At 70.1% G+C, this 25021-nt stretch carries 26 protein-coding genes; 21 read left to right on the plus strand and 5 right to left on the minus strand.

Features of this window, described 5'->3' with window-relative positions; all coding sequences use genetic code 11:
• Nucleotide 1: 1 nt before the first annotated feature.
• The 3 genes from K8625_RS17005 to K8625_RS17015 are packed head-to-tail and all read right to left on the minus strand — an operon-like array spanning nucleotide 2 to nucleotide 2759.
• Nucleotides 2-940 carry an ABC transporter ATP-binding protein gene (locus K8625_RS17005; RefSeq protein ID WP_141324951.1) on the minus strand — a complete coding sequence of 313 codons (939 nt, stop codon included), beginning with the start codon at nucleotides 938-940 and terminating at the stop codon, nucleotides 2-4.
• Complete coding sequence (locus tag K8625_RS17010; RefSeq protein ID WP_223748588.1) at nucleotides 937-1698, minus strand: ABC transporter ATP-binding protein; 762 nt, start codon at nucleotides 1696-1698, stop codon at nucleotides 937-939. The genes K8625_RS17005 and K8625_RS17010 overlap by 4 nt, the downstream gene beginning before the upstream one ends.
• Nucleotides 1695-2759 carry an HlyD family secretion protein gene (locus K8625_RS17015; RefSeq protein ID WP_223748587.1) on the minus strand — a complete coding sequence of 355 codons (1065 nt, stop codon included), beginning with the start codon at nucleotides 2757-2759 and terminating at the stop codon, nucleotides 1695-1697. Before K8625_RS17015 ends, K8625_RS17010 begins: the two co-directional genes overlap by 4 nt.
• 303 nt (nucleotides 2760-3062) lie before the next feature.
• Here K8625_RS17015 and K8625_RS17020 point away from each other — a divergent pair, with 303 nt between their 5' ends.
• From K8625_RS17020 to K8625_RS17060, 9 genes are all read left to right on the plus strand, one after another.
• Nucleotides 3063-3251 carry a hypothetical protein gene (locus K8625_RS17020; RefSeq protein ID WP_223783297.1) on the plus strand — a complete coding sequence of 63 codons (189 nt, stop codon included), beginning with the start codon at nucleotides 3063-3065 and terminating at the stop codon, nucleotides 3249-3251.
• Between the two features lie 64 nt (nucleotides 3252-3315).
• Nucleotides 3316-3927 (plus strand): TetR/AcrR family transcriptional regulator, encoded by a 612-nt coding sequence (locus K8625_RS17025; protein ID WP_223748585.1) that lies wholly within the window; start codon nucleotides 3316-3318, stop codon nucleotides 3925-3927.
• A complete protein-coding gene (locus K8625_RS17030) occupies nucleotides 3924-5138 on the plus strand; it encodes an MBL fold metallo-hydrolase (RefSeq protein WP_223748584.1) in 1215 nt (404 codons plus the stop codon). Before K8625_RS17025 ends, K8625_RS17030 begins: the two co-directional genes overlap by 4 nt.
• Before the next feature lie 12 nt (nucleotides 5139-5150).
• Nucleotides 5151-6494: a HAMP domain-containing sensor histidine kinase gene (locus tag K8625_RS17035; RefSeq protein WP_223748583.1), complete on the plus strand. Its 1344-nt coding sequence runs from the start codon at nucleotides 5151-5153 to the stop codon at nucleotides 6492-6494.
• A 67-nt stretch (nucleotides 6495-6561) separates the two neighbouring features.
• Nucleotides 6562-7914 (plus strand): sigma-54-dependent transcriptional regulator, encoded by a 1353-nt coding sequence (locus K8625_RS17040; protein WP_370640372.1) that lies wholly within the window; start codon nucleotides 6562-6564, stop codon nucleotides 7912-7914.
• Between the two features lie 89 nt (nucleotides 7915-8003).
• The gene (locus tag K8625_RS17045) at nucleotides 8004-9944 is read left to right on the plus strand and encodes a CocE/NonD family hydrolase (RefSeq protein ID WP_223748581.1); all 1941 of its coding nucleotides are present in this window, start codon (nucleotides 8004-8006) and stop codon (nucleotides 9942-9944) included.
• A 434-nt stretch (nucleotides 9945-10378) separates the two neighbouring features.
• Nucleotides 10379-11455 (plus strand): RNA 3'-terminal phosphate cyclase, encoded by a 1077-nt coding sequence (rtcA, locus tag K8625_RS17050; protein ID WP_074952728.1) that lies wholly within the window; start codon nucleotides 10379-10381, stop codon nucleotides 11453-11455.
• Nucleotides 11452-12774 (plus strand): hypothetical protein, encoded by a 1323-nt coding sequence (locus K8625_RS17055; protein ID WP_223783298.1) that lies wholly within the window; start codon nucleotides 11452-11454, stop codon nucleotides 12772-12774. Before rtcA ends, K8625_RS17055 begins: the two co-directional genes overlap by 4 nt.
• A gap of 74 nt (nucleotides 12775-12848) precedes the next feature.
• Complete coding sequence (locus tag K8625_RS17060) at nucleotides 12849-13868, plus strand: hypothetical protein (protein WP_223783299.1); 1020 nt, start codon at nucleotides 12849-12851, stop codon at nucleotides 13866-13868.
• A gap of 49 nt (nucleotides 13869-13917) precedes the next feature.
• On the opposite strand, the gene K8625_RS17065 is transcribed toward K8625_RS17060, so the two are convergent.
• Entirely contained in the window at nucleotides 13918-14271 is a 354-nt protein-coding gene (locus K8625_RS17065; RefSeq protein ID WP_141324930.1) for a hypothetical protein, read from the minus strand.
• 103 nt (nucleotides 14272-14374) lie between these two features.
• On the opposite strand from K8625_RS17065, the gene sppA reads away from it, so the two are divergent.
• The 12 genes from sppA (at nucleotide 14375) to K8625_RS17125 (ending at nucleotide 24734) form a co-directional block, all read left to right on the plus strand.
• A complete protein-coding gene (gene sppA, locus K8625_RS17070) occupies nucleotides 14375-16162 on the plus strand; it encodes a signal peptide peptidase SppA (RefSeq protein ID WP_223783300.1) in 1788 nt (595 codons plus the stop codon).
• Complete coding sequence (locus K8625_RS17075; RefSeq protein ID WP_223748578.1) at nucleotides 16159-16761, plus strand: hypothetical protein; 603 nt, start codon at nucleotides 16159-16161, stop codon at nucleotides 16759-16761. The genes sppA and K8625_RS17075 overlap by 4 nt, the downstream gene beginning before the upstream one ends.
• A gap of 200 nt (nucleotides 16762-16961) precedes the next feature.
• The gene (locus K8625_RS17080) at nucleotides 16962-18047 is read left to right on the plus strand and encodes an Mrp/NBP35 family ATP-binding protein (RefSeq protein WP_141324925.1); all 1086 of its coding nucleotides are present in this window, start codon (nucleotides 16962-16964) and stop codon (nucleotides 18045-18047) included.
• 19 nt (nucleotides 18048-18066) lie between these two features.
• Nucleotides 18067-18594, plus strand: a complete 528-nt coding sequence (locus tag K8625_RS17085; protein ID WP_141324923.1) for a hypothetical protein — start codon at nucleotides 18067-18069, stop codon at nucleotides 18592-18594.
• 2 nt (nucleotides 18595-18596) lie between these two features.
• Complete coding sequence (locus K8625_RS17090) at nucleotides 18597-19031, plus strand: hypothetical protein (protein WP_223783301.1); 435 nt, start codon at nucleotides 18597-18599, stop codon at nucleotides 19029-19031.
• A gap of 69 nt (nucleotides 19032-19100) precedes the next feature.
• Nucleotides 19101-19949 carry a 3-hydroxyacyl-CoA dehydrogenase family protein gene (locus K8625_RS17095; protein ID WP_141324919.1) on the plus strand — a complete coding sequence of 283 codons (849 nt, stop codon included), beginning with the start codon at nucleotides 19101-19103 and terminating at the stop codon, nucleotides 19947-19949.
• A 21-nt stretch (nucleotides 19950-19970) separates the two neighbouring features.
• The gene (locus tag K8625_RS17100; RefSeq protein ID WP_223783302.1) at nucleotides 19971-20747 is read left to right on the plus strand and encodes an enoyl-CoA hydratase/isomerase family protein; all 777 of its coding nucleotides are present in this window, start codon (nucleotides 19971-19973) and stop codon (nucleotides 20745-20747) included.
• Nucleotides 20744-21496, plus strand: a complete 753-nt coding sequence (locus tag K8625_RS17105) for a hypothetical protein (RefSeq protein ID WP_223748575.1) — start codon at nucleotides 20744-20746, stop codon at nucleotides 21494-21496. The genes K8625_RS17100 and K8625_RS17105 overlap by 4 nt, the downstream gene beginning before the upstream one ends.
• Before the next feature lie 69 nt (nucleotides 21497-21565).
• Nucleotides 21566-22708, plus strand: a complete 1143-nt coding sequence (locus K8625_RS17110) for an acyl-CoA dehydrogenase (protein WP_223748574.1) — start codon at nucleotides 21566-21568, stop codon at nucleotides 22706-22708.
• Between the two features lie 5 nt (nucleotides 22709-22713).
• On the plus strand, nucleotides 22714-23163 hold the full coding sequence (locus tag K8625_RS17115) for an AgmX/PglI C-terminal domain-containing protein (protein WP_223783303.1): 450 nt from the start codon (nucleotides 22714-22716) through the stop codon (nucleotides 23161-23163).
• A gap of 10 nt (nucleotides 23164-23173) precedes the next feature.
• On the plus strand, nucleotides 23174-24319 hold the full coding sequence (locus tag K8625_RS17120) for an acyl-CoA dehydrogenase family protein (protein WP_141333060.1): 1146 nt from the start codon (nucleotides 23174-23176) through the stop codon (nucleotides 24317-24319).
• Nucleotides 24320-24323: 4 nt separating this feature from the next.
• The gene (locus tag K8625_RS17125) at nucleotides 24324-24734 is read left to right on the plus strand and encodes a hypothetical protein (protein ID WP_223783304.1); all 411 of its coding nucleotides are present in this window, start codon (nucleotides 24324-24326) and stop codon (nucleotides 24732-24734) included.
• Nucleotides 24735-24747: 13 nt separating this feature from the next.
• Here K8625_RS17125 and K8625_RS17130 read toward each other — a convergent pair whose 3' ends face one another.
• Nucleotides 24748-24933 carry a hypothetical protein gene (locus K8625_RS17130; RefSeq protein WP_223783305.1) on the minus strand — a complete coding sequence of 62 codons (186 nt, stop codon included), beginning with the start codon at nucleotides 24931-24933 and terminating at the stop codon, nucleotides 24748-24750.
• Nucleotides 24934-25021 lie beyond the last annotated feature (88 nt).

A 25021-nucleotide genomic window follows, 5' to 3' on the forward strand; every position in this document is an offset into this window, starting at 1 on the left:
GTCAGTCATCCCCCCGCTGGGCGCGGGCCGTGAGCGCCAGGAACACGTCATCCAGCGTCGGCGCGGAGTCCTCGAGCTCCAACGGGTCCACGCCCCGAGCCCGCAGCCACCCGGCCAGCGTCTCCGAGGGAAGCCGCGCCGGGTCCACCCGCACCGTGGCCCCCGAGCCGAAGCGGCTCACGTCCAGCACCCCGTCCATGCCGCGCAGCGAGTCGAGCGCCGAGGACAGGTTCGGCCCGCGCACCTCCAGCACCCGGCCCGGCGCGTGTGTCGCCTTCAGGCCCGCCGGCGTGTCGAGCGCCACCAGTCTCCCGTCCACCATGATGCCGATCCGGGCGCAGTTCTCCGCCTCGTCCATGTAGTGCGTGGTGACGAAGACGGTGGTGCCGCGGGACGCGAGGTCGCGAATCAGCTCCCAGAAGGAGCGCCGCTGCACCGGGTCCACGCCCGCGGTGGGCTCGTCGAGGAAGACGATGCGAGGCCGGTGCAGCACCGCGCTCGCCAGCGCCACGCGCTGCTGCATGCCGCCGGGCAGGGCGCCCGTCACCTCGTCCTGGACCGCCTCCAACTGCATGCGCTCCACCATCTCCCCGATGCGCGTGCGCAGCTCCTTCCCATGCGCACCGTACGCGGACGCGAAGAACTCCAGGTTCGCGCGCACGCTCAGGTCCAGGTAGAGCGAGAACTTCTGGGACATGTAGCCGATGCCCGCCTTCACGCGCTCGGGCTCGTGCTCCACGTCGAAGCCGGCGACGCGCGCGTCTCCGCCCGTGGGGCGCAAGAGGCCACACAGCATCCGGATGGTGGTGGACTTGCCCGCGCCGTTCGCGCCCAGGTAGCCGAAGATCTCCCCGACCCCCACGTCGAAGCTCACGTCGTCCACGGCGGTGAAGGCGCCGAACCTGCGCGTCAGGTGACGCACCTCGATGGCCGGCGTCATGCGGCCCTCCCGCCGGTGTGCTTCTCGACCAGCGCCAGGAACACGGCCTCGAAGTTGGACGCCGCGGCGCCGTGTTCACGCGCCAGGGCCCGGGGGTCTCCCTCCGCGATGAGGGTGCCCGAGTAGAGCAGGCCCACCCGATGACACCGGGCCGCCTCGTCCATGTACGGCGTGGACACCAGCAGCGTCATGCCTTCGTGGACCAGCGAGTAGAGCAGCTCCCACAGCTCGCGGCGGCTCACCGGGTCCACGCCGTTGGTGGGCTCGTCCAGCAGCAGCACGCGCGGCCGGTGGAGCAGGGCGCACGCCAGCGCCAGCTTCTTGTACATGCCTCCAGACAACGCATCCGCGCGCCGCTCCGTGAAGCGGCCCAGGCGGGTGATGTCGAGCAGTCGCTCGCGCCGCTCCGCGAAGTCCTCGCGGGACAGGCCGAACAGCCGCGCGAAGAAGCGCAGGTTCTCGTCGACGCTCAGGTCGCCATAGAGCGTGTTGCGCTGGGGCACCAGGCCCAGGGACTCGCGCACCGCCGAGCGGGTGTCCGCCGGGTCCTCACCGAGCATCCTCACGCGCCCCGCGTCCGGCAGCAGCAGCCCCGCCATCAAGCGGATGGCCGTCGTCTTCCCCGCGCCATCCGGACCCACCAGTCCGTAGACCTCGCCGGGCTGCACGGCCAGCGACACGCCTCGCAGCGCCAGGGCCTTCCCGAAGCTCCGGCGCACGTCCTCCAGCGACACGTCCACGTCGGGGCAGGGACTCATGGCCGCTGCTCCGCCACCGCCGCGTCGTTCACCGGGCCCAGGGTGATCTCCACCGGCATGCCGGGCAGCAGCACGTCCGCGGGCGCCTCGATGTGCACCTCCACGGGATAGACGAGCCTGTCCCTGTCGCCGCGCGTCTGCACGTTGCGAGGCGTGAAGGCGGCCTCGCGCGCCACCGTCACCACGCGGGCATTGAAGGTCCGGTCGGGATACGCATCCGCGCGCACCGTGGCGGACTGGCCCGGCCGCGCCGCCGCGAGCTCCGCGTTCGGCAGATAGAAGGTCGCCTTGGGACGATGCGTGTCGACCAGCCGCGCCACGACGGCGCCGGGCAGGGCGAGCTCACCCACCTCGAGCGCCAGCGTCTCCACCGTCCCGCTCAGCGGCGCGCGCAGCTCGCACTCCGACACGGCGACCTGGGCCCGCCTCACCGTGGCCTCCGCGGCCTGGATGGCGCGAAGCGCGGACTCCGCCTGCTGCAGGCTCGCGCGCTCCTGTTCGGTGGCCGCGCGCGCCTGACGGGACGCGGCCGTGCTCGCATGGCGCGCCGCCGCGAGCTGCTGCTCCAACGACTGCGCCTGCGCGCGGGCCTGGTCCAGCGCGGCCTCCGTGGTCGCATCACCCATCTTCTGGAGCCGGTCCGCCTGCCGCTGGGCCAGGCCCTGCTGGTCCGCCAGCGAGGCGATCTGCGCCTGGCTTCCCTGCGCCTGCGCCGCCACCGCCTCGCTGCTGCGGCTCGCGGCCACCGCCGCCGCTCGCGCCGCGTCCGCCTGCGCCTGGGCCATGGACAACCTCGCGCGGGCCTCCTCCAGCCCGGCCTCGGGCTCGGTGCAATCGAGCGTGACGAGCACCGCGTCCTTCTCCACGCGGGCGCCTTCCTCCACCTGCCGCGACAGCACGCGGGCGTTGATGCGGGCGCGGAGGTCCACCGCCGTGCCCTCCACCACCCCCGAGCCCCCCGCGGGTCCCTCCGCGGCCCGTCGGTCCTTCAGGATGCGCACCCCCAGGAGCGTGGCGAGCGCCACCACCAGGACCACGAACAACACGACGGCACGTCGCATGGAGTCTCCCCTCGATGCCGCGGCCTCGCGCCGCGTGACGACCGCCCTCGATGGCAAACCGCATGCCAGGGTTTCCACACCAGGGCCGCCCGCCAGGTGTCGGAGTCCCGCGCGGCCACCCCGCCGGATATCCGGCACCCCCGCCGGAAGCCCGACACCCCACGACAGTCCAACATCCCTTCTTCATGCTTCTTCACGCCCGTGGACGCAGCGCCATGGCACCTTGCGCTCGCCGTGGCACCGCCATTGCTCTACGGCCGCGCGCCACGCTCCACGCGCAAGTCCCGAAGGCGAAGAGGCCCCATGCTGCTCGACATGTACCTGTTCTTCAGCCTGCCACTCCCACACCCACGCAAGCGCCTGCCGGCCCAGAAGCCCAAGGCCGCCGCGCCTCCCAAGAAGAAGGCGGCGAGCAAGCCCAAGGCCTCGGCCCGTCGCACCTCCAAGCCCGCGCTGCGCGCCATCGACGGCGGCCGCTCCAGCCTCCGCTGAGCTCAGCCACGGGCCCGGCAGGTCGAGTTGACAATCTGGGTCCATCTTGTCAAATCTGACAAGAATGGGCACGGACACGAAGACTCCCGCCAGGCCCGCGGCGGAGGACGCACGGAGGCACCGCTTGCTGGACGCGGCGCTCGGCGTCTTCCTGCGCTACGGCTTCCGCAAGACGTCCATGGACGAGGTGGCCCGGGCCGCCGACATCTCGCGCCAGGGGCTGTACCTCCACTTCGCGACGAAGGAGGAGCTGTTCCAGGCCACCTTGCGGCACGCGATGGAGGGCGCGCTCCAGCGGGCCCGCGAGGGCCTCTCGGACGACTCCCTGTCCATCGAGGCCCGGCTGGTGCGCGGGTTCGACGCGTGGATGGGACACTTCGTGGGCAGCGTGGGCGCGGGGGCGTCGGACCTGACCGAGGTGGTGAACGGCACCGCCGCGCGCGAGGTCGTCGTCCAGCACGAGGCCCTGTTCGTGGAAGCGGTGACGAAGGTGGTGCGGGCCTCGGGGCTCGCGGCCGCCTACAAGCCGGCGGGACTGTCCGCCCGGCAGCTCGTGGACACGCTGAACGCCACGGCGCGAGGACTCAAACACAGCGGTGACACACGCGAGGCCTTCGTCGATGGGTTGACCCTCGCCGTGCGCGCGCTGTGCATGCCCTTGGGAGCAGCCCGATGAAGACACGAGGAACGGCCCGACGCGTGCTGCGTCGAGGGATGATGGGACTGGGCGCGGCGCTGGTGCTGGGCACGCTCTTCCTGGTCGTGGATGGCTACACGGCCTTCGGCAAGCGGGCGACGGGGGAGCGCAGGGCGCGCATGGAGCGCTCGCCCCAGTGGAAGGACGGGCGCTTCGTGAACCCACAGCCCCTGGTGAACCACTACGGGGAGATGTTCGGGGGACTGCTCGACGCCAGCCCCCATGCGAGCCCCCAGGCCCCGCTCGCCGTGGAGCCCATCGACCCGAAGCGCTTCCAGACGCCGCCCGCGTCGGGCCTGCGAGTGACGTGGATGGGGCACTCGTCGCAGCTGGTGGAGCTCGACGGCCTGCGCATCCTGACGGACCCGGTGTGGAGCGAGCGCGTGTCCCCCTTCACCTGGGCGGGCCCCAAGCGCTGGTTCCAGCCGCCCATCGCGATGAAGGACCTGCCGCCCATCGACGCCGTCGTCGTCTCCCACGACCACTACGACCACCTGGACCAGCCGACGATGGTGGCGCTGAAGGAGCAGACGAAGGCGGTCTTCATCGTCCCGCTCGGCGTGGGTGCGCACCTGGAGTACTGGGGCGTGCCGGTGGACCGCATCGTGGAGCTCGACTGGTGGGAGCGCACGAAGGTGGGGGCGGTGGACATCGTCGCCACGCCCGCGCGCCATGCGTCCGGCCGGTACCTGTTCGACAACGACGCCAAGCTCTGGGCCAGCTACGCCTTCGTGGGCCCCACGCGCCGAGCCTGGTTCTCCGGCGACACGGGGCTGTTCCCGGCGATGAAGGACATCGGCGAGAAGCTGGGGCCCTTCGACGTGACGATGATTGAGACGGGGCAGTACCACCGGGCGTGGCCGGACTGGCACATCGGTCCGGAGCAGGCGGTGCTGGCACACCAGATGCTACGGGGGCAGGTGATGCTGCCCATCCACTGGGCCCTCTTCGGGCTCGCCTACCACGGTTGGACGGAGCCCGCCGAGCGGGTGCGCGCGGCGGCCACCAGCGCCTCCGTGACGTTGCTGCTGCCCCGGCCGGGGCAGAGCGTGGAGCCGGACGCGGAGCCCGTCCGCGAGCAGTGGTGGCCCACGCTCACGTGGGAGACGGCGGCGCAGCATCCGGTGCTCTCGACGGGCATGGACGGCCCTGTCACCGTCACCTCTCCAGGCGGGCCCGCCGCTCGCTGACAGAAGGCGCAAATGGAACCGCGAAGTCGACGCAGCTTCCAGGCCATCCAGCTCAAGCACATCGCCCACATCTTCGGGCGCATGGTGCGCCTGAGGGCGTACGGCGGCGCGGTGCTGATGCTCGCCGTGTCCACCGCGGCGCTCGCGGATGGCGCGCCCTGGCGACGCTACTGGCTGGTGGGGCAGGTGGTGGTGGCGCTGTCGTTCTTCTTCTACGAGCTGCGCCGCTACGAGCGCGAGGGGCTCACCACCCGGAGCATCTCCGGCAACCTCGCGCTGGGCATCTTCCTGGAGCAGAGCCTGACCTGGGGCACGGGAGGGCTGGCCAGTCCGCTGCTGCCGCTGGTGTTGCCGCTCGCCTTCGTGGGCGCCGCCGTGCTGCCCCAGCGGCAGCGGTGGGCGTTGATGGCGGCGGAGCTGGTCCTGGTGTCGCTCCTGTCGGCGGCCCACCTGTTCGAGTGGACCCCGCCGTTGCACCTGTCGTTCCTGGGCGAGCCTCCCAAGGCGATGTTGTTCGCCATCGCCGTGGGGATGTTGTTCCTGGTCGTCGCGGCCAACATCGTGGGCGCCGCCATCCGCGGCACCTTCGAGGACATGCTCACCGAGTCCTTCCTCCAGCGTGACGAGCTCTTCGCCACGCACCGCACCCACGCGCGGACGCTGGAGGCGCTGTCGGGGGAGATTGCCCACGAGCTGAAGAACCCGCTGGCCACGGTGAAGGGGCTCACGCAGCTCATGCTCCGAGAGGACGGGCGCGCGCAGCCTCGCGAGCGACTGGAGGTGCTCGCGGGCGAGGTGACGCGGATGCAGGGCATCCTGGAGGAGTTCCTCAACTTCTCGCGCCCGCTCGTCCCGCTCTCGGTCAACCAGGTGGACCTGGCGTCGCTGTGTGACGAGGCGCTCGTCCTCCACGAGGGCCTGGCCACCGAGCACCAGGTGCGGCTGTCGCGCGGTGGGGACGGGCCGGTGCTCGCGGTGTGTGACGCTCGCAAGGTGAAGCAGGTGGTGATGAACCTGCTCCACAACGCCATCGAGGCCAGCCCTCCGGGAGGCCAGGTGTCCATGGATGTCGAGTCGGGGAGCGCGGGCGACGTGCGCGTCACCGTCCGCGACTCGGGGACGGGGCTGTCGCCGGAGCTGGTCGACCGCGTCTTCGAGGCGGGGGTCACCACGAAGGCGCGGGGCTCGGGACTGGGGTTGACGGTGGCGCGCGCGCTGGCGCGGCAACACGGGGGCGACGTGACGCTGCGCAACGAGGACACGGGGGGCTGTATCGCGGAGCTGATGTTGCCTCGGGAGCTGCCCGCGGGCACGCTCGATGGCGTGCGGGAGCGGGAGGTGGCGCGTGCGGGCTGAGGCGAACGAGACGACTCGCGTGCTCGTGGTCGATGACGACGCGGGCGTGCGCTTCACGCTCAAGGAGATGCTCCGGAGTCTGCGGGGCGTGGAGGTGGAGCAGGCCGAGGACGGCGCGGCCGCGCTGGAGAAGCTCGCGGCGCGTTCCTTCGAGCTGGTCATCACGGACCTGCGGATGCCCCGGATGGACGGTCTGGAGCTGGTGCGCCGCGTGAGCGCGACGCCGAGGGCTCCGCGCCTCATCGTCATCACCGCGCATGGCTCGGAGCGCTTCGCGGTGGAGGCGGTGAAGGCCGGCGCCTACGACTACTTCCGCAAGCCCTTCGACGTGGACGAGCTGCTCGCCGTCGTCACGCGCGCGCTCGAGTCCGTGCGACTGCGGGACGAGAACGAGCGACTGACCGGAGAGCTCAACCTTTCGCGTTCGCTGGTCTTCTCCTCGGAGTCCATGGGGCGGCTGGCGCAGCTGGTCCAGCGCGCGGGCTCGCGAGACGTGACGGTGCTCATCACGGGCGAGAGCGGCACGGGCAAGGAGCGCGTGGCGGAGGCGCTGGTGCGCGCCTCGCCGCGCGCGAACCGTCCCTATCTGCGCTTCAACTGCGCGGCGCTCACCGAGGAGCTCGCGGAGGCGGAGCTGTTCGGACACTCGAAGGGCGCCTTCACCGGGGCCGTCAAGTCACGCCAGGGGCTGTTCCGCGAGGCCGATGGTGGCACGCTGCTGTTGGACGAGGTCGGCGAGCTGGCACCGCCGCTCCAGGCCAAGCTGCTGCGAGTGCTCCAGGAGGGCGAGGTCCGCCCGGTGGGAGAGGACCGACCCGTGAAGGTGGACGTGCGAATCCTGGCGGCGACGCACCGCGACCTCCGCAAGCGCGCGGCGGAGGGACAGTTCCGCGAGGACCTCTACTACCGGCTCAACGTGGTGCAGCTCCGCGTGCCACCGCTGAGAGAGCGGCCGGAGGACATCCCCGTGCTGTCGCGCATGTTCCTGGACCGCTTCAGCGGCCGCTTCCACACGGGACGCCTGGCGCTTCCGGAGGGGTTCTTCGAGAAGCTCTCCGCGCTGCCATGGCCCGGCAACGTGCGCGAGCTGGAGAACACGCTGGAGAGCCTGGTGGCGCTGTCCAGTGACGGCGAGCTGGACCTGGCCCTCCTGCCGCCCCCCGTCACCACCGGTGCGCCAGCGACGATGGCGCAGTCCGAGGTGCCACCTCGCGGCGAGGAGGCTGGGGCAGGTCTGGGGCTCAAGGAGCGGGTGGAGGCCTACGAGCGCGGGCTCATCCTGGACGCGCTGCGCATCGAGGGCGGCAACCGCAGTGGCGCGGCGCGGCGTCTGGGCATTGGCCGGGCCACGCTCCACGACAAGCTGCGCAAATACGGACTGGACAGCGCCCCCGAGGAAGGCGGAGAGGGGAAGGGCTGAACCCGGGCGGCTCGGGAACAAACGTCGTTCCGGGGAGTTCGGGGCCGGCTTGCGTCCCCCACGATGTCGCGTCTCTTCCAGGAGCGTGCATGTCCCCCGTATCCCGTCGCCTCGTGGCAGTGTTGCTGTGCGTCCTCGGCAGTCCCGCGGTGGCCCAGCGCTCGAAACCGCCCGAGGGCCCGCCTCCGGAGCGTGCCGAGCGCATCCGCAAGGGCTACACCAAGTTCGAGTACCGCATCCCCATGCGGGACGGCGTGAAGCTCTTCACGTCCGTCTACGCGCCGGTGGATGCGTCGCCGGCGAAGAAGTACCCCATCCTGTTGGTCCGCACGCCCTACAGCGTCGCGCCCTATGGGCTGGACCGGTACCGCGGCGCCCTGGGGCCGGGTGAGGAGTTCGAGAAGGACGGCTACATCTTCGTCTTCCAGGACGTGCGCGGCCGGAACATGTCGGAGGGCGAGTTCGTCAACGTGCGGCCGCACAACCCGAACAAGCGCGGGCCCAAGGACATCGACGAGAGCACGGACACGTACGACACCATCGACTGGATGGTGAAGCGCCTGCCGAACAACAACGGCAAGGTGGGGCAGTGGGGCATCTCGTATCCGGGCTTCTACACGTCGGCGGGCGCCATCGACTCGCACCCGGCGCTCAAGGCCGTGTCGCCGCAGGCGCCCATCGCGGACTGGTTCTGGGACGACATGCACCGGCATGGCGCCTTCAACCTGACGCTGGCGTTCAACTTCTTCTCCAGCTTCGGCAAGCCGAGGCCCGCGCCGACGGACAACGAGGACTGGAACCGCTTCCCGTTCGGCACGCCGGATGGGTATCAGTTCTTCCTGGACCTGGGGCCGCTGAGCAACGCGGAGACGAAGCACATGAAGGGGGACGTCGCGTTCTGGAAGGACGTGGTCGCGCACCCCAACTACGACGCCTTCTGGCAGGCGCGGAACCTCTTGCCGCACCTGAAGAACATCAAGGCGGCGGTGCTGACGGTGGGCGGGTGGTACGACACGGAGGACCTGTACGGACCGCTGCGGACGTACGCGGCCATCGAGAAGCAGAACCCGGGGACGCAGAACACGCTGCTCATCGGACCGTGGCCGCACGGTGGCTGGGCGCGGGGCGAGGTCGACAAGCTGGCGGACACGGAGTTCGGCTTCAACACGGCGGAGGCGTTCCAGACGCTGGCGCAGGGGTTCTTCAAGTACCACCTCAAGGGCGGCGCGAAGCCCGAGGTGCCGGAGGCGATGGTGTTCGAGACGGGCGCCAACCGCTGGCGTCAGTTCGACGCGTGGCCGCCGAAGGGGCTGCGTGAGACGCGGCTGTTCTTCCAGCCCAAGGGTGGGTTGTCGATGAAGGCGCCCGCGGGGACGAACCCGGCGGAGTCCTTCGCCGAGTACATCAGCGACCCGGCGAAGCCCGTGCCGTACACACAGGAGATCCTGACGCGCTGGAGCAGCAGCTTCATGGCGGAGGACCAGCGCTTCGCGTCGACGAGACCGGACGTGCTGGTGTTCCAGACGGAGCCGCTGGAGCAGGACCTCACGGTGGCGGGGCCGCTGGAGGCGGAGCTGTGGGTCTCCACGACGGGCTCGGACGCGGACTGGGTGGTGAAGCTGGTGGACGTGAACCCGGGCACGATGCGCGGCTGGTCGCGCGCCGACGCGGAGAAGGGGCTGGAGAACCGGGGCGCGCAGCAGACGCTGATTCGCGGCGAGCCGTTCCGCGGCCGCTTCCGCGACAGCTACAGCGAGCCCAAGCCCTTCAAGCCGAACGAGGTGACGAAGGTGCGCTTCACGATGAACGACGTGTTCCACACGTTCCAGCGCGGGCACCGGGTGATGATCCAGGTCCAGTCCAGCTGGTTCCCGTTCATCGACCGGAACCCGCAGACCTACGTGCCCAACATCTTCGAGGCGAAGGAGTCGGACTTCACGCGCGCCTTCCATCGCGTGTACCACTCCTCCACGCATCCGAGCTCGCTCAAGGTGGGCGTGCTGCCGTCGCTGGACGCGCAGGGCGGGTGATGCCCTGCCTGACCGCTCGCTCCGTGGCGGAGGACGCATCCTCGCTGGATGCATGAGGTGGGGGCGCGGCACGGTCGTCCGCGCGGTGGCGGACGACGCGCCGTCAACAGCCGACCGGCGCGACGACGGTCGAAGGATGACACGGCATTCGGTTCGCCTTCGGCACCCGCCGAGGAGGCACGGCGAGAGGGTTCTCCGAGGTCCATTCTGCGGCGCCGGACACCCAGGACCGCTCGATGCACCCTGGCTCGTAGCCTCAGCCGCACTCGAGGTGGGCATGGCGCCACCCCGGGGTGCACAGGGTGGCGGGCCCGAGGGCGCATGTGTCAGGCATCGCCCGCTCGACGAGGCGTGAGGGTTGACGGACGGGAGATCCCCTCCCGTTCCTGTTAGGTTTCGCCGCATCGCGGGACGACGGACGGGAGGGTGGGACAGTGACTGGCACCGAGGGGCCCGACAACGGGCTGGTGCGACTCGACGGGAGTGAGGGCGAGGGAGGAGGGCAGATCCTCCGCTCGGCGTTGTCGCTGTCGCTCATCACCGGCCGACCGTTCCACATCACCCACCTGCGCTCGCGGAGGGACCCTCCCGGACTGCGTCCGCAACATCTGGCGTGTGTGCGCGGCGCGGAGGTCCTGGGCGGCACGAGTGAGGGCGCCTCCGTGGGCGCCTCGGAGCTCTCCTTCACCCCGGGCTCCGTGCGCGCCGGGGACTACCTGGTCGAGGTGGGCACCGCCGGGAGCACACCGCTCCTGTTCCAGTGTCTCGTCTATCCGCTGGCCCTCGCGGGCGGCGGACGGCTGACGCTGCGCGGTGGGACGCACCTGCCGCACAGTCCCAGCTTCCACTACGTGGCCACGGTCTGGCAGCCGGTGGCCATGGCATACGGGCTGCCGGTGCACCTCACCATGCCGCAGGCGGGCTTCTACCCCGAGGGCGCGGGGGAGCTGGTCGCGGAGGTGGGCGCGCCCAGGCAGCCGCCGCTGCTGGTGGAGCTGCCCGCGCGTGGGATGCTGCACGAGGTGCATGTCTCGTCCTTCGTGGGCGGCTTGCCCTTCAGCATCGCGGAGCGACAGTCGCGAGCCACGGTGGCGACGCTGCGCGAGCGAGGCATCGTCGCGGAGGCGGAGAACCGGCCGCTGCCCGTGACGCGTTCGACGGGCACGGTGACCTTCGTGCTCGCCCAGTTCGAGCACACCATCGCGGGCTTCACGGCGCTGGGAGAGAAGGGCCGTCCCGCGGAAGAGGTGGGGCGCGAAGCGGGCGAGGCCCTGGCGCACTTCATGGAGACCGGCGGCGCGCTGGACGAGTACCTCGCGGATCAGATCCTCCTGCCCGCGGCGCTGCTGGCCTCGGGCCGATTGGGGAAGGCGGAGCCCGGGACCACGCGCTTCACGGCGGCGCGGGTGACGGACCACCTGACGACGCATGCGCGCGTCGTGGAGCGCTTCCTGCCGGTGCGCGTCCAGGTGGACGCGAGCGGGGCCGTCGAGGTACGCCCCGCGGGATGAGTCCTCCTGACCCCGAAGTCATGGCGTTGCTGGCCCGCGTCTACGGCACGAACAGCACCTTCTTCGACGACGACGGGAACTACTGCCACCGCATCCCCACCTCCTTCACGAAGGAGGACCACCAGCGCCTGAAGACCGCGGGGATGGTGCCCAACACCTTCGTGCAGTGGGAGCACGACGAGGTCATCCAGAAGCTGCGCAAGGCCGCCAAGGCCGTGGACCTGCAACGCGCCGCGGATGCGTTCGTGGCCTCGATGACCTCCGCCGATGTAGCGTGGTTGGCCGTCCTGCCCGCCGCCATCCTCGGGCGCGCGATGCCGACCCACAAGGAAGACCCCATGGGCGGTGGCCACTGCCGGGTCTGCTTCTTCGAGGAAGATGCCGTCGACGCCACCTGCACCGCGTACCTGAATCACGTCCAGGGGGCGATGTGGGGGGCGGCGCAACCGACGGAGGGCGTGCTCACCCTGACGCGGGCCCTGGACCAGAAGGCCGCCGGGTGGCCCAAGCCCACGCCGCGCGATGTCTGGGTGTTCCACCAGATACTGGACCTGCTGCGCCGCCTTCCGCCCGCGTCGCGCTACAGCCATGCGCGCACCGCGCTCCACAAGGCGAAGCTGCTGAGCGCCAGCAGCACCTATCGCTGCGAGACGGTGCTGGAGGCGCTCGCGTTCATCAGCATCCTCGAGACGCCCGAGCACCCGGGCCTGCTGACCCGCTTCACCCGGGCCGTGGAGCGCGACCAGCGCCCCACGATTCGGGTCGAGGTCCCGGCCCCGCTGGCGTGGTGGTCGGCCAAGGACGGCGTCCGGAACGAGAACGTCGAGAAGCTGTTCGGCCACCTCGATCGACCGAAGAAGGAACCCGTCGCCGCCCCGGCACCGCCGGCCACGAAGCGACGCAAGCCGGTCAGCGCGGCGACTCCCGCCAGCGCGAAGCCGAAGTCCCTCCCAGGGCCGCCGACGCCGGGCAGCGTGTATGCCATCCAGTTCCGCGAGGACCTCTGGGGCGCGGCCTATTGCCACCAGGTGCGCACCGATGAGCCCTCTGGAACCCTGCGCGGCCGGATGGAGTTCCTCGACCTCTTGTCCCCCACGCCGCCCACGGCGGAGCAGGTCGTGGGCCTCCAGTTCCGGGACCGCTTGAACGGCGAGCGCTGGCAGACCTGGTGCGCGAGCCTCGACAAGACGACCGGCATCAAGCGCATCGCGGTGGGCGTGCCCGCGCCAGCGCACCGCCAACCCATGCCGATGCGCATCCCCGTCGGTGGCGCCAAGGACCTGAAGCACCTCGCGGGTTGGAACTTCAAGGAGGTCTGAAGAACGGCGACTTCGCCGCGTAACCTTCGCGCGGGGTGCGGGTTCTCATGGGGCCATTTCAGGAGGAAGGTCCCATGAAGCGAAGCGGAACGACGCGGTTCATCTGGGCGTGCGCGCTGTGGTCCCTGGGCAGTGTCGGCTGTGGTCATCCCGACGCCGCGCTCGAAGCGAATGAAGGGACGACGCGCGCGGCCCTCACGGTGTACGAACAGGCCGCGTTCGACACGGCCCACGAAGCGCTGGGCTGCAAGTCGCTCGGGAACTTCTACTGGGAGATCGGCACCGGGACAGGGCCGCTCTACGGCCTGTCGAAGGGGAGCGGCGTCACGGCGACGACGGTGATGCCCATCGCCTCCGCGAGCAAGTGGCTCTACGCGGGCGCCTACGTGGAGTCCAAGGGCTACGCGAACCTCACCGTGGACGAGAAGAAGCGCCTCAACTTCACCAGCGGCTACATCGACGAGAACACCACGCTGTGTGACGTGGCCGGGACGAACGTGTCCACGTGCTACGGGGCGTCGTTCAAGGACGTCACCTACCGCCCGCTGCAGAATGGCCGCTACTTCTACAACGGCGGCCACATGCAGAAGCTGGCGCTGGATGACATGCCCCTGCGCAGGGGCACGGGCATCGCGAGCGTGATGGACTGGCTCAACCCCTTGCTGGGCACCACCTTCCCGGAGTCCGACAGCGACGTGGCCCCCGCGGGGGGCTTCTCCGGGAGCGCGGCGCAGTACCGCGTCTTCCTCTTGAAGCTGCTCAACAACCAGACCGCGCTGGCCACCCGGCTGACGGTGGACGCCGTGCCCGCCGGGCCCGGAGGCACGGGGGTGTCATTCACGCCGTGGACGGCGGGCGAGGCGTACTACGGGCTGGGGCACTGGATTGAAGGGGAGCGCGTCGGCGGCACCTGGACGGTGACGGGACACTCGTCCGCGGGGGCCTTCGGCTTCTACCCGTGGGTGAACGCGGCCCGGACCCGGTACATGGTCCTGGCGCGCCTGCGTCAGCTGGGGAGCGAGGAGGGCGAGAAGTCACGGGCCTGCGCGCAGAGCATCCGCACGGCCTACGAGACGGGGGTGGCGCAGCCGTAGGCCGCGCCGTCGGCTCCAGCTCGACGGAGAGCTGGAGCGCGAGGGTGCTTCAGGCCGCCTCGTCGTCGGCGCGGTTGGAGTTGTTCCCGAAGGTGTTGATGTTGTCCATGTCCTTCGACGTGTTCCGGAAGGCCCGGATGGCGAAGGGGATGGCGACGAGGAACACGATGCCGGCGAGGCCCGCGGCCTTCCAGGGGAACGGCTGGGTCTTCACCTGGATGTCCTTGCCGTAGTTGTTGAGGTTGTTGCCCATGGCGCGCTGCTTGGCGGCCTCGCGCTCCTCGGCGGTGAGCTCACGGGGGGCGTTGAATTCCTGGACCGGTTTGCGCGGCTGGGCCAGCGCGGCTCCGCCCGTCGCGAGCGCGAGGACGAGGAGGAGTCGGGCAAGGGAAGGGGTTCGCATGGCGGGGGAGGCTATCACGACCCAACGGGCCTGCTGAACAGGGCTTGCACCGGGAGAGCGTGTCCAGTACGCGCCTGGGTGCCCACATCGACCTCGGGACGCCATGCTGCGCCTGCCCTTCCTCGCCATCGCCAACCTGTTGCTGCTCCTGCGAACCCTCCTGGGTGCGCCCTTCCGGATGTTCGCGGCCGGGAGCCGTCCGGCCTACGTGCGCTTCCGCCTGACGGGGGATCCGCCGTACCGGGAGCAGCGCAAGCCCCGGTTCTCACTGGGGGGTGGCTCGAAGCCGGAGCCCTCGGACGTGACGTCCCTGGAGAAGTTCGGCGAGGCGCTGCGGCTGTTGGCGCGGGACGCCAAGGTGAAGGGGGTGTTGCTGGAGGTGGAGGGGTTGGGGTTGCCCCAGGCGAAGCGAGACGCGCTGCTGGCGTTGCTGGCGGAGTTCCGTGCTGCGGGCAAGCGGGTGGTGACGTGGGCGGTGATGGTGGACACGGATTCGTATCCGGTGCTCTGCGCGGCGGACGAGGTGCTGCTCGCGCCGATGGGGCGGCTGGAGCTGGTGGGGTACGCGGCGGAGTCGACGGCGTTGGGGGAGGGGCTGTCGCGCATCGGCATCCGGCCGCAGTTCATCCGGCGCGGTGACTACAAGACAGCGCCGGAGCTGTTCACGCACCCGGAGGTCTCCGACATCCAGCGGCGCACGGTGGAGTCGTTCCTGGACGAGCGCTACGCCGCGCTGGTGGAGGCGGTGTCCGCGGCGCGGAAGAAGACGCCGGACGAGGTGAGGGCGCTCATCGACCAGGGGCCGTACAGCGCGCAACGAGCGCAGGCGGCGGGGCTGGTGGATGGGCTGGTGAGCGAGGTGGACCTGCCGCTGCACCTGGGGATGGTGGAGAAGAAGGACGGCGCGGCTCCGGAGGATGACGACACGGAGCTGGAGCCGATGGAGATGTACCTGGAGACGGTGCCGTTTCCGCCGGTGAAGTGGCGGCGGTGGAAGCGCAAGCCCCGGCTGGCGTTCGTGCCGGTGTCCGGGATGATTGTCCCCGGGAGCGGGAACGCGGGGGGCCGGTTCGCGACGTCGGACGCGGTGGTGAAGGGGTTGAGGGCGGCGGCGCGGGACAAGCGGTCCAAGGCCATCCTCCTGTATGTGAACAGCCCGGGTGGGGCGGCGATCGCCTCGGAGCAGATCCTCGAGGTGGTGCAGCGGGTGGCGAAGAAGAAGCCCGTGATTGCGTACATGGACCGGGTCTGCGCCAGTGCGGGCTACATGGTGGCGCTGGGCGCGAAGGAGCTGTGGAGCGCGCCGCACGCGGTGGTGGGCTCCATTGGCGTGTTCGCGGGCAAGTTCGACACGTCCGGGCTGATGCAGATGTTGGGCATCCACAAGACGGTGATCACGCGCGGGGCGAACGCGGGGCTGCTGTCGTTCTCGCGCGCGTTCACGGAAGGGGAGCGGGCCGCGCTCGAGGCGGACATCGAGGAGATGTACCAATCCTTCCTGGGGCACGTGGCGAAGGCGCGCGGGCGGACCAAGGAGGAGATCCACGCGCTGGCCGAGGGCCGCGTGTACTCGGGCCTGCGCGCCAAGGAGGCCGGGCTGGTGGACAAGCTCGGCGGGTTCGAGGAGGCGTGCCGGTACGCGCTGTCGCTCGCGAAGGTGGCGCCGGGTGACTTCGAGTTGAAGTCCTACGGTGCGCCCGCGCCGCGGATGTCAATTCTGAAGCTCCTGATGGGCGCAGCGCACCCGGCCACGTATGCCCTGTGCCCGGTGTCGTGGGACCTGAGCGGCGATGCGAAGGAGATGCTCGTGTCGTTGGCGGACGAGCCCGAGGTCGACTCGTGGCTGCGCCGGTTCGCGCACAAGCTCCGTGGTACGGTCCGCGCCCCATGAAGCGCACCGTCCTCACAGGGCTCCTCGTGCTGGCCCCCGCCTGCGCCACGCCGTCGCGTGAGCCCGTCTCCGTGGCGGAGGCCTACGCTCGCGCGCTCGATGAAGGCCGGCTCCAGGACGCCTACGCCCTCACCACCAACGGCCCCGACGGGGAGACGGCCTTCCTGGAGCGCTACTCGGACGAAGCCACCCGCCGTGAGCGCGCCGCCGCCGTCCGCTCCAGCACCGAGCTCCTCGAGGCCCGAGCCCCCGCGCTCACCCTCGCGCGCTCCGGCCCCGACTGGCGCGTCGTCGAGGCCCGCCCGGCCGATGTCCCTCGCGCCGCGCTCCGCCGCTTCCTCGACGCCTCCGACGCCAAGGACTGGAAGACCGCCTACGGCCTCCTCGCCGCTCCCTTGCGCGCCCGCTACACCCCCGAGCGGCTCAAGGAGGACTTCGAGCGCGAGCCCCTCTCCAAGGAGCGCCTGCGCCGCGCCCGGCTCGCCCTCAACACCCACGTGCGAGTCGGCGCCGGTGAGGCCGTCTTCCCCCTGGGCGACGAGCGCGCCGTCCTCCTGGTCCTCGAGGACGGCGAGTACCGTGTCTTGGCCCTGGAATAGGCCCGCCTGCCCGTTCCCACAGTGTCCCTGATGGACACCTTCAGCCTGTCGACACCCTCCGGCCCTCCAGTCCGCCGCCAGGGTGCGTCCTGGGCCACACCGCGTTAAACGACGTTGTACAGCTCCTCCCGGACTGGCATGTTCCGCGCCCCTGGGGGTGCTCCCAAGCGCCCGTTTTCCAAAAGGTTTCAGGTGTCCCGATGAGCGTTACCGAGGCCGACGTCCTCGCGGCCATGTCGAAGGTGATCGATCCCGAGCTGCACGTGGATCTGGTGAAGGCCGGAATGGTGAAGGACGTCCGCGTCACCGGCGACACCGTCAAACTCAAGATCGAGCTCACCACGCCCGCCTGCCCCATGAAGGGGAAGATCCAGGCCGACTCCGAGGCCGCCCTCAAGGCCGTCCCCGGCCTGAAGTCCTTCAACATCGAGTGGGGCGCCCAGGTCCGCTCCGCCGGCGGCGGTGTCCCCGCGGGCGCGCTGCTCCCCAAGGTGAAGAACATCATCCTCGTCGGAGCGGGGAAGGGCGGCGTCGGCAAGAGCACCGTCGCCGTCAACCTGGCCACCGCCCTGGCCCAGCACGGCGCCAAGGTCGGCCTGCTCGACGCCGACTTCTACGGCCCCTCCGTCCCCCTGATGACGGGCCTGGGCGACAAGAAGCCCGTGAGCCCCGACGGCAAGTCGCTGGATCCGCTCATCGCCCACGGCCTCAAGGTCATGTCCATCGGCTTCCTCGTCGAGGCCGACCAGGCGCTCATCTGGCGCGGCCCCATGCTCCACGGCGCGCTGATGCAGCTGGTGCGTGACGTGAACTGGGGCGAGCTCGACTACCTCGTCCTGGACCTGCCCCCGGGCACCGGTGACGTGGCCCTGTCGCTGTCGCAGTCCATCCGCGCCGCGGGGGCGGTGCTCGTCACCACGCCGCAGGACGTGGCCCTGGCCGACGTGGTCCGCGCCAAGCAGATGTTCGACAAGGTCCACATCCCCGTGCTGGGCATCGTGGAGAACATGTCCCAGTTCGTCTGCCCGAACTGCTCGCACGTCACCCCCATCTTCAACCACGGCGGTGGTCGCAAGGCCGCGGAGATGTTCGGCATCCCGTTCCTCGGGGAAGTTCCGCTGGACTTGAAGGTGCGTGTGTCGGGAGACTCGGGCGTACCGGTGGTGGTGGGCGCCAAGGACAGCCCGGAGGCCAAGGCCTTCCTGGAGGTCGCTCGCAACATCGCGGGCCGCGTGTCCGCGCAGAGCGCCAAGAGCATCCCGCTGCCGGTGGTGCAGGCACGCTGACCCACCCAGGAGACGCTTCATGCCCCCGGCCGGCAACGACGAGTATCCCGACGACCCGCTCATCGACGAGGACCGTTCCGGCCGGGAAGGGCGCGCCTCGGGGCCCGCGGGTTTCGTCCCGGAGTTCGTCCGCCGCATGGCCGTCGCCGGCCTGGGCGCCCTCTTCATGACCGAAGAGGGCATCCGCAACCTCGCCGGCCAGCTCAAGCTCCCGAAAGAAGCCCTCGGCTTCATCCTCTCCCAGGCGGAGAAGACCAAGGATGAAGTCACGGGCGCGATCACCGAGGAGCTCCGCCGCTTCCTCCAGTCCGAGAAGCTGCGCGACGAGTTCCTCAAGCTGGTCTCCGGCATGACGCTGGAGATCAAGGCGCAGGTCCGGCTCGTCCCGCCGGACAAGGCCGAGAAGCTCGGTGAGGATGAGCCCGAGCCTCCCGCCGCCGAGCCGCGCCCCAAGGAGAAGAAGCACGCCGCGGCCCCCACCGCGCGCGTGGTCATCTCCGAGCTCAATGCCCGCCGCCCCGGCTCCCGGCGCTCGAAGAAGGAGTAGTGGTGGCGGACACGCCTCCCCCTGAAACACCCGCCGCGCCCGCGCGGAAGGGCTTCCGTTCCTCGCCGCTCGCCAAGCGGCTGCCGCTGCTGCTGGCCGTCGGGCTGGGCCTGTGGTTCTGGCAGGTGACCGGCATCCCCGAGCGCGAGCTGGTCATCCATCCCTCGGGTGACGGCTGGCGACAGGCGCGCGCCCTGGACCTCCAGGTGAGCGGCGCGGACGGCGAGCTCATCAAGCGCGAGGAGCGCTTCTTCGGCGACACCGGCGCGCCCCCGGAGCTCACCTTCAAGGTGGACCTGCCCGAGGGTGACTTCCGCGCGGTGTTCTTCGTGAAGCTCGCGGGCCGCGAGGAGCGCCAGCGCGTGGAGGAGCGCCTGTCGGTGGGGGAGGAGCGCTACATCGTCCGCCAGGTGGAGTTGCCCGCCGCGACTCGTTGACCGCCCCGGGGGCGTGGGCTAAGGCCGCTCGACGTCATTCACATTCCGACCGAGGGGTTCGAGAGCACCATGGCAACGGAGCACATCGTCGTCGTCGGCGCCGGGCAGATGGGCGCGGGCATCGCGCAGGTGGCATTGCAGGCGGGTCTGCGCGTCACGCTGGCGGACGTGTCCAAGGAAGGTCTCGCCAAGGGCGAGGACCGCATCCGCGCGGGCCTGAAGAAGCTGGTGGAGAAGGGCAAGCTCGACGCCGCGAAGCAGCAGGCCGCCGAGGCCAACCTCGCCACCCTCACGAATGTCACCGAGGCGAAGGATGTCGACTTCGCCATCGAGGCGGTGACGGAGAACGAGGACCTCAAGCGCCGCATCTTCCAGGACCTGGACGCCGTCGTCCGGCCGGGCGGCATCCTCGCCACCAACACCTCCTCCATCCCCATCACCCGCATCGCCGCGTCCACGAAGCGCCCCGAGTCCGTCATCGGCATGCACTTCATGAACCCGGTGCCGGTGATGCAGCTGGTGGAGCTCATCCGCGGCGCCGCGACGTCCGACGAGACCTACGCCACCACGCGCGCCTTGTCCGAGCGCATGGGCAAGACGACGGTCGTCTCCAAGGACTTCCCGGGCTTCATCGTCAACCGCATCCTCATCCCGATGCTGAACGAGGCCTGCTACGCGCTGATGGAGGGCCTGGGCTCCGCGGAGGACATCGACACCGCGATGAAGCTGGGCACCAACCAGCCCATGGGCCCGCTGCAGCTGGCCGACTTCATCGGCCTGGACACGGTGCTCTACATCGCCGAGGTGCTGCACAAGGGCCTGGGTGACTCGAAGTACCGCCCGTGCCCGCTGCTGCGTCAGTACGTGGACGCCGGCTGGTACGGCAAGAAGAGCGGCCGCGGCTTCTACAAGTACTGAGCCCAGAGAGGACACCGGACCATGACCTACGAGAACCTCCGACTGGAGCACGACGGCGCGGTCGCCACGCTGACCATCGACCGTCCCAAGGCGCTCAACGCCCTCAACAACAAGACGCTGCAGGAGTTCGAGGCGGCGGTGCGCTCGCTCGGCGTCGAGACGCGCGTGCTCATCGTCACCGGCGGAGGCGAGAAGGCCTTCGTCGCGGGCGCGGACATCGCGGAGATGGCGGCGCTGAACGAGTCCCAGGCGCAGGAGTTCGCCGCCCTGGGCCACCGCGCGCTCGCGCTGCTGGAGTCCTTGACCATCCCCACCATCGCCGCGGTGAACGGCTTCGCGCTGGGCGGCGGCTGTGAGCTGGCCCTGGCGTGCGACTTCATCTACGCGTCCGAGAAGGCGCAGCTCGGCCTGCCGGAAGTGGGCCTGGGGGTCATTCCGGGCTTCGGCGGCACGCAGCGGCTCACCCGCGTGGTGGGCCGGGCCCGCGCGAAGGAGCTCATCTTCACGGGCGCGCGCATCGACGCGGCCAAGGCGAAGGAGATCGGCCTGGTGCTGGAGGTGCTGCCGGCCGACGGGCTGCTCGCGCACTGCCGCGCCGTCGCGGCGAAGATGCTCAAGAACAGCCCATTGGCCATCGGCAAGGCCAAGCGGGTCATCGAGCAGGGCGCGGACAAGGACCTCACCGAGGCCAACACGCTCGAGCGCCAGGGCTTCGCGGAGCTGTTCGGCTCCCATGACCAGCGCGAGGGCATGCAGGCCTTCCTCGCCAAGCGTCCCGCGAGCTTCACGGGCGTGTGATTCACGCGCGCGCGGTCGGGAGTCTCCTCACGGTCCTCCTGGCCGCGTCGCCGGCCCGCGCCGAGCGTGTCCCGACGGGCGTCCTCGATGGGCGCCTGGCCCCTTCGAGCCGCGCGCTCGCCGACGAGCCCGTTCGTCCGCCCGCGCGCGAGGGTGAGCCCCCTGAACCCGCTCGCGAAGCCCCGCCCGACGACGAGCACGGCCGCGCCTCGCCGCTCGTGTCGTGGAAGCGCTCGCTGTGCATCTATACCGGGTGCTTCCTCGAGCCGTTGATGCCCGATGTCCGCTACCAGTGGGCCTCGGGGGCTCCAGACCACTGGGTGCTCTCCTGGCCCATCCATCCGTGGGCGCTCGGAGCGTGGGACATCCCCGGGCCCACGCTGCTCGTCTCGCCCTTCCTCGAGCCCCAGGTCCGCCTGGCCCCCGCGAAGTGGCGGCTGCTCGCGGGGGCACGCGTGTCGGTGTTCCCGGACCGGGCGCGCCTCGGGGTGCTCGCCGAGGGAGCGGGCCTGTGGGGGCAGGACGGCTCCGGGGGCGTGGCGGGGGTGGGCCTCACGTATGACCTGATTGAACGGCACGAGGCCACGACGCCGTGGACGGTGTCGGTGGTGCTGCGCCGGGCCTGGACGGGGGAGGGGGCGCGGATGGACGTGTCCTTCGACGTCACGGTGCCCCTGAACATGTTCCTGGGCTCGCCCCTGGAATCCGGGGAGCGGGGGCGGCCAACCGGCGGCTCCTCGGCACGGTAACCGTCGCTTGGGGACGGGTCCTTCGTCTTCGCTATTCCCTGGGAGCACCCCCCGTAATATGGAGCCCTCATGAACTTCGAGCTGACCGACGTCCAGCGCGAGATCCAGCGGATGTGCCGCGAGTTCGCCGCCAAGGAACTGACCCCCAACGCCCGCAAGTGGGATGAGCACCACACGTGGCCCACCGATGCGGTGAAGAAGCTCGCCGAGCTGTCGCTGCTCGGTGTCGCCGTCCCCGAGCAGTACGGCGGCGCGGGCCTGGACAATGTCTGTTACGCGCTCGCCATGGAGGAGATCAGCCGCGGCTGTGCCTCCACCGGCGTCATCATGAGCGTGAACAACTCGCTCTACTGTGATCCGGTGATGAAGTTCGGCACCGAGGCGCAGAAGGAGGAGTTCCTCACGCCGTTCGCGCGGGGTGACAAGCTCGGCTGCTTCGGCCTGACGGAGCCCGAGGCCGGCAGCGACGCCGCCGCCCAGCAGACCGTCGCGGTGCGCCGGGGTGACGAGTACATCATCAACGGCTCGAAGAACTGGATCACCAACGGCCCCAAGGCCGACGCCATCGTGCTGTTCACGATGACGAACAAGGAGGCGGGCCACAAGGGCATCAGCGCCTTCCTGGTCCCCACCAACACCCCCGGCTTCACGCGCGCCGAGCCCGACAAGAAGATGGGCATCAGCGCCGCCTGGTCCTGCTCCATGTTCTTCGAGGACATGCGCGTGCCGGCCAAGAACCTGCTGGGCAAGGAGGGCGAGGGCTTCAAGGTCGCCATGTCCACGCTGGACGGCGGCCGCATCGGCATCGCGTCCCAGGCGCTGGGCATCGCGCGCGCCGCGTACGAGGAGGCCGTCCGCTACTCGGGTGAGCGCAAGTCGTTCGGCAAGCCCATCCGCGAGCACCAGGCCATCCAGTTCATGATCGCCGACATGGCCATGGAGATCGACGCGGCCCGGCTGCTCATCTGGCGGGCGGCCCTGCTCAAGGACAAGGGCGTGCGTCACAGCGCGGAGAGCGCGATGGCGAAGCTGTTCGCCAGCGAGATGGCCAACCGCGTGACGAACAAGGCCCTCCAGGTGCACGGCGGCATGGGCTACAGCAAGGAGATGGACGCGGAGCGCCACGTGCGCGACGCTCGCATCACCGAGATCTACGAGGGGACGAGCGAGATCCAGCGCATCGTCATCTCGGCCAACGTCCTGAAGGAGTAGGCATCATGAAGAGGGCACTGCTTCCCGTACTGGTCCTGGCGTCCGCCGCGGCGCTCGCCCAGGGCACTCCGTCGAAGAAGTCCGAGGGCGGGAAGCCCGCGGCCCCCACGAAGCCGGCGCCCGCGAAGAGCGACGCGCCGGACGTGGAGCGGATGCCCTTCACGCCGGACTCCATCCGCCAGGTGGTCGCCTACAACCAGGGGCGCATCCAGGAGTGCTACGAGGACCACATGGCGGAGAAGGACAAGAAGGTGGAGGGCAAGTTGCACACGTCCTTCACCATCGACGCCAATGGCCTGGTGAAGAACGCCAAGGTGAAGAAGGGCAGCACGCTGAAGGACCCGAACCTGCACGACTGCGTGGTGGCCGTGCTGACGTCCATGACGTTCCCCAAGCCTCCGGACGGCACGGACCACCCCATCGAGTACCCGTTCAACCTCAAGGCCGTCGAGTAGGAAGACCTCCGTGAACCTCGAGCTGACCGAGACCCAGACGCTGATTCGCGAGACGGCCCGCAAGTTCGCGCGCGAGCGCGTGGCGCCGCTGGCCCGCGAGCTGGACCGCACGGAGCGCTTCCCGACGGAGCTCTACAAGGAGCTGGGGGAGCTGGGGCTGCTCGGGGTGAACATCCCGGCGAAGTACGGCGGCTCGGAGGCGGGCGCCGTCTCCTACGCGCTGGCGATGATGGAGATGGCGGCGGCGGACGCGTCCACCGCGGTGACGATGGCCGTCACGAACATGTGTGGCGAGCTGATCAACGCCTTCGGGACCGAGGCCCAGCGCGAGAAGTACGTGACGCGGCTGGCGTCCGGTGAGGCGGTGGCGGGCTCGTTCGCGCTCTCCGAGCCGCACGCAGGCTCGGACCCGGGCGCGCTCAGGACCACGGCGGTGCGGCGTGGCGACACGTGGGTGCTCAACGGCAGCAAGCAGTGGATCACGTCGGGTGCGCACGCCGGGGTGTTCGTGGTGTGGGCGCGGACGTCGGGCGCGGGCAACAAGGGCTTGTCCTGCTTCATCGTGGAGGGCGGGACGAAGGGCCTCATCGTCGGGCGTCACGAGGACAAGATGGGCCTGCGCTCGTCGAACACCGTGCCGCTGACGTTCGAGGACTGCGTCATTCCGGCGGAGAACCTGCTGGCGGCGGAAGGGCAGGGGTTCCGGCTGGCGATGGTCGCGCTGGACGGCGGGCGCATCGGCATCGCGTCGCAGGCGTGCGGCGTGGCGCGGGCGGCGCTGGAGGCGACGGTCTCGTATGTGAAGGACCGCAAGGCCTTCGGCCAGGCCGTGGGGGAGTTCCAGGGCCCGCGGTTCATGATCGCCGACATGAAGACGCAGATCGACGCGGCGGAGCTGCTGACCCTGCGCGCGGCGTTCCTCAAGGACCAGAAGCAGCCGTTCTCCCGCGAGGCGTCGATGGCGAAGCTGTACGCCAGCGAGACGAGCAACCGCGTCTGCGACAAGGCCGTGCAGCTTCATGGTGGCTACGGCTACATCGACGAGTTCCCGGTGGAGCGGTACTTCCGCGACGCCCGCGTGCAGACCATCTACGAGGGCACCAGCGAGGTGCAGCGCGTGGTGATTGCGCGCGAGAGCTTCAAGCTGCTGGGGTAGGCGCGTGGCGTTGAAGAAGAAGGGCCGGCATTACTACGGCGATTCGCGCGCGGACATCCGCCCCGAGCTGGAGCGGTACAGCAAGGCGAACAAGTATCCCCTCGAGCGGCTGGATGAGTTGAGCTGCCCGGAGTGTGGCCACGAGCGCTCCCATCTCATCCTCGACGAGGAGGCGGGTGCGGCGGTGCAGTGCTGCGTGAAGTGCGAGCACGAGGTGCCCCTCGCGGACAGCGAGGAATTCCTCGAGGAGGCTGAGCTCCAACAGGCCGAGTGCCCCTGTGGGAATGGGGCGTTCGAGATGGCCGTGGGCTTCGCCTTCTACAAGGGCACCACGGATGTCCGCTGGGTCTACATCGGCTGCCGGTGTCCTGAGTGCGGACTCACGGCGTGCTACGGGGACTGGAAGACGCCGTGAGGCCTGGGGCGAATCAGCCCCGACAGTTGGAGTAGGTGTGCGTCCTGAAATACATGCTGCGCGAGCCGTGCATGTACAGCTCGCCGCAGATGCAATCCTGCCGCCCGACCTCCACGGTCATCGAAGAGTCTGAATAGTAGGCGGTGTACCCGAAGGTCTCGCTGGTGCAGTGCAGCGGCGGGGGAAGCGTCTGCTCCATCTGCCCGAGCCCCTCCTGCTCAGCAGGGGCGTCATCCGTCTCTGGGAGACCGCCTCCGCAGGCAGCCGCCAGGAATGCGAACGCCAGC

The sequence above is a fragment of the Myxococcus sp. AS-1-15 genome (assembly GCF_020037055.1).
GTDB classification, from domain to species: domain Bacteria; phylum Myxococcota; class Myxococcia; order Myxococcales; family Myxococcaceae; genus Myxococcus; species Myxococcus fulvus.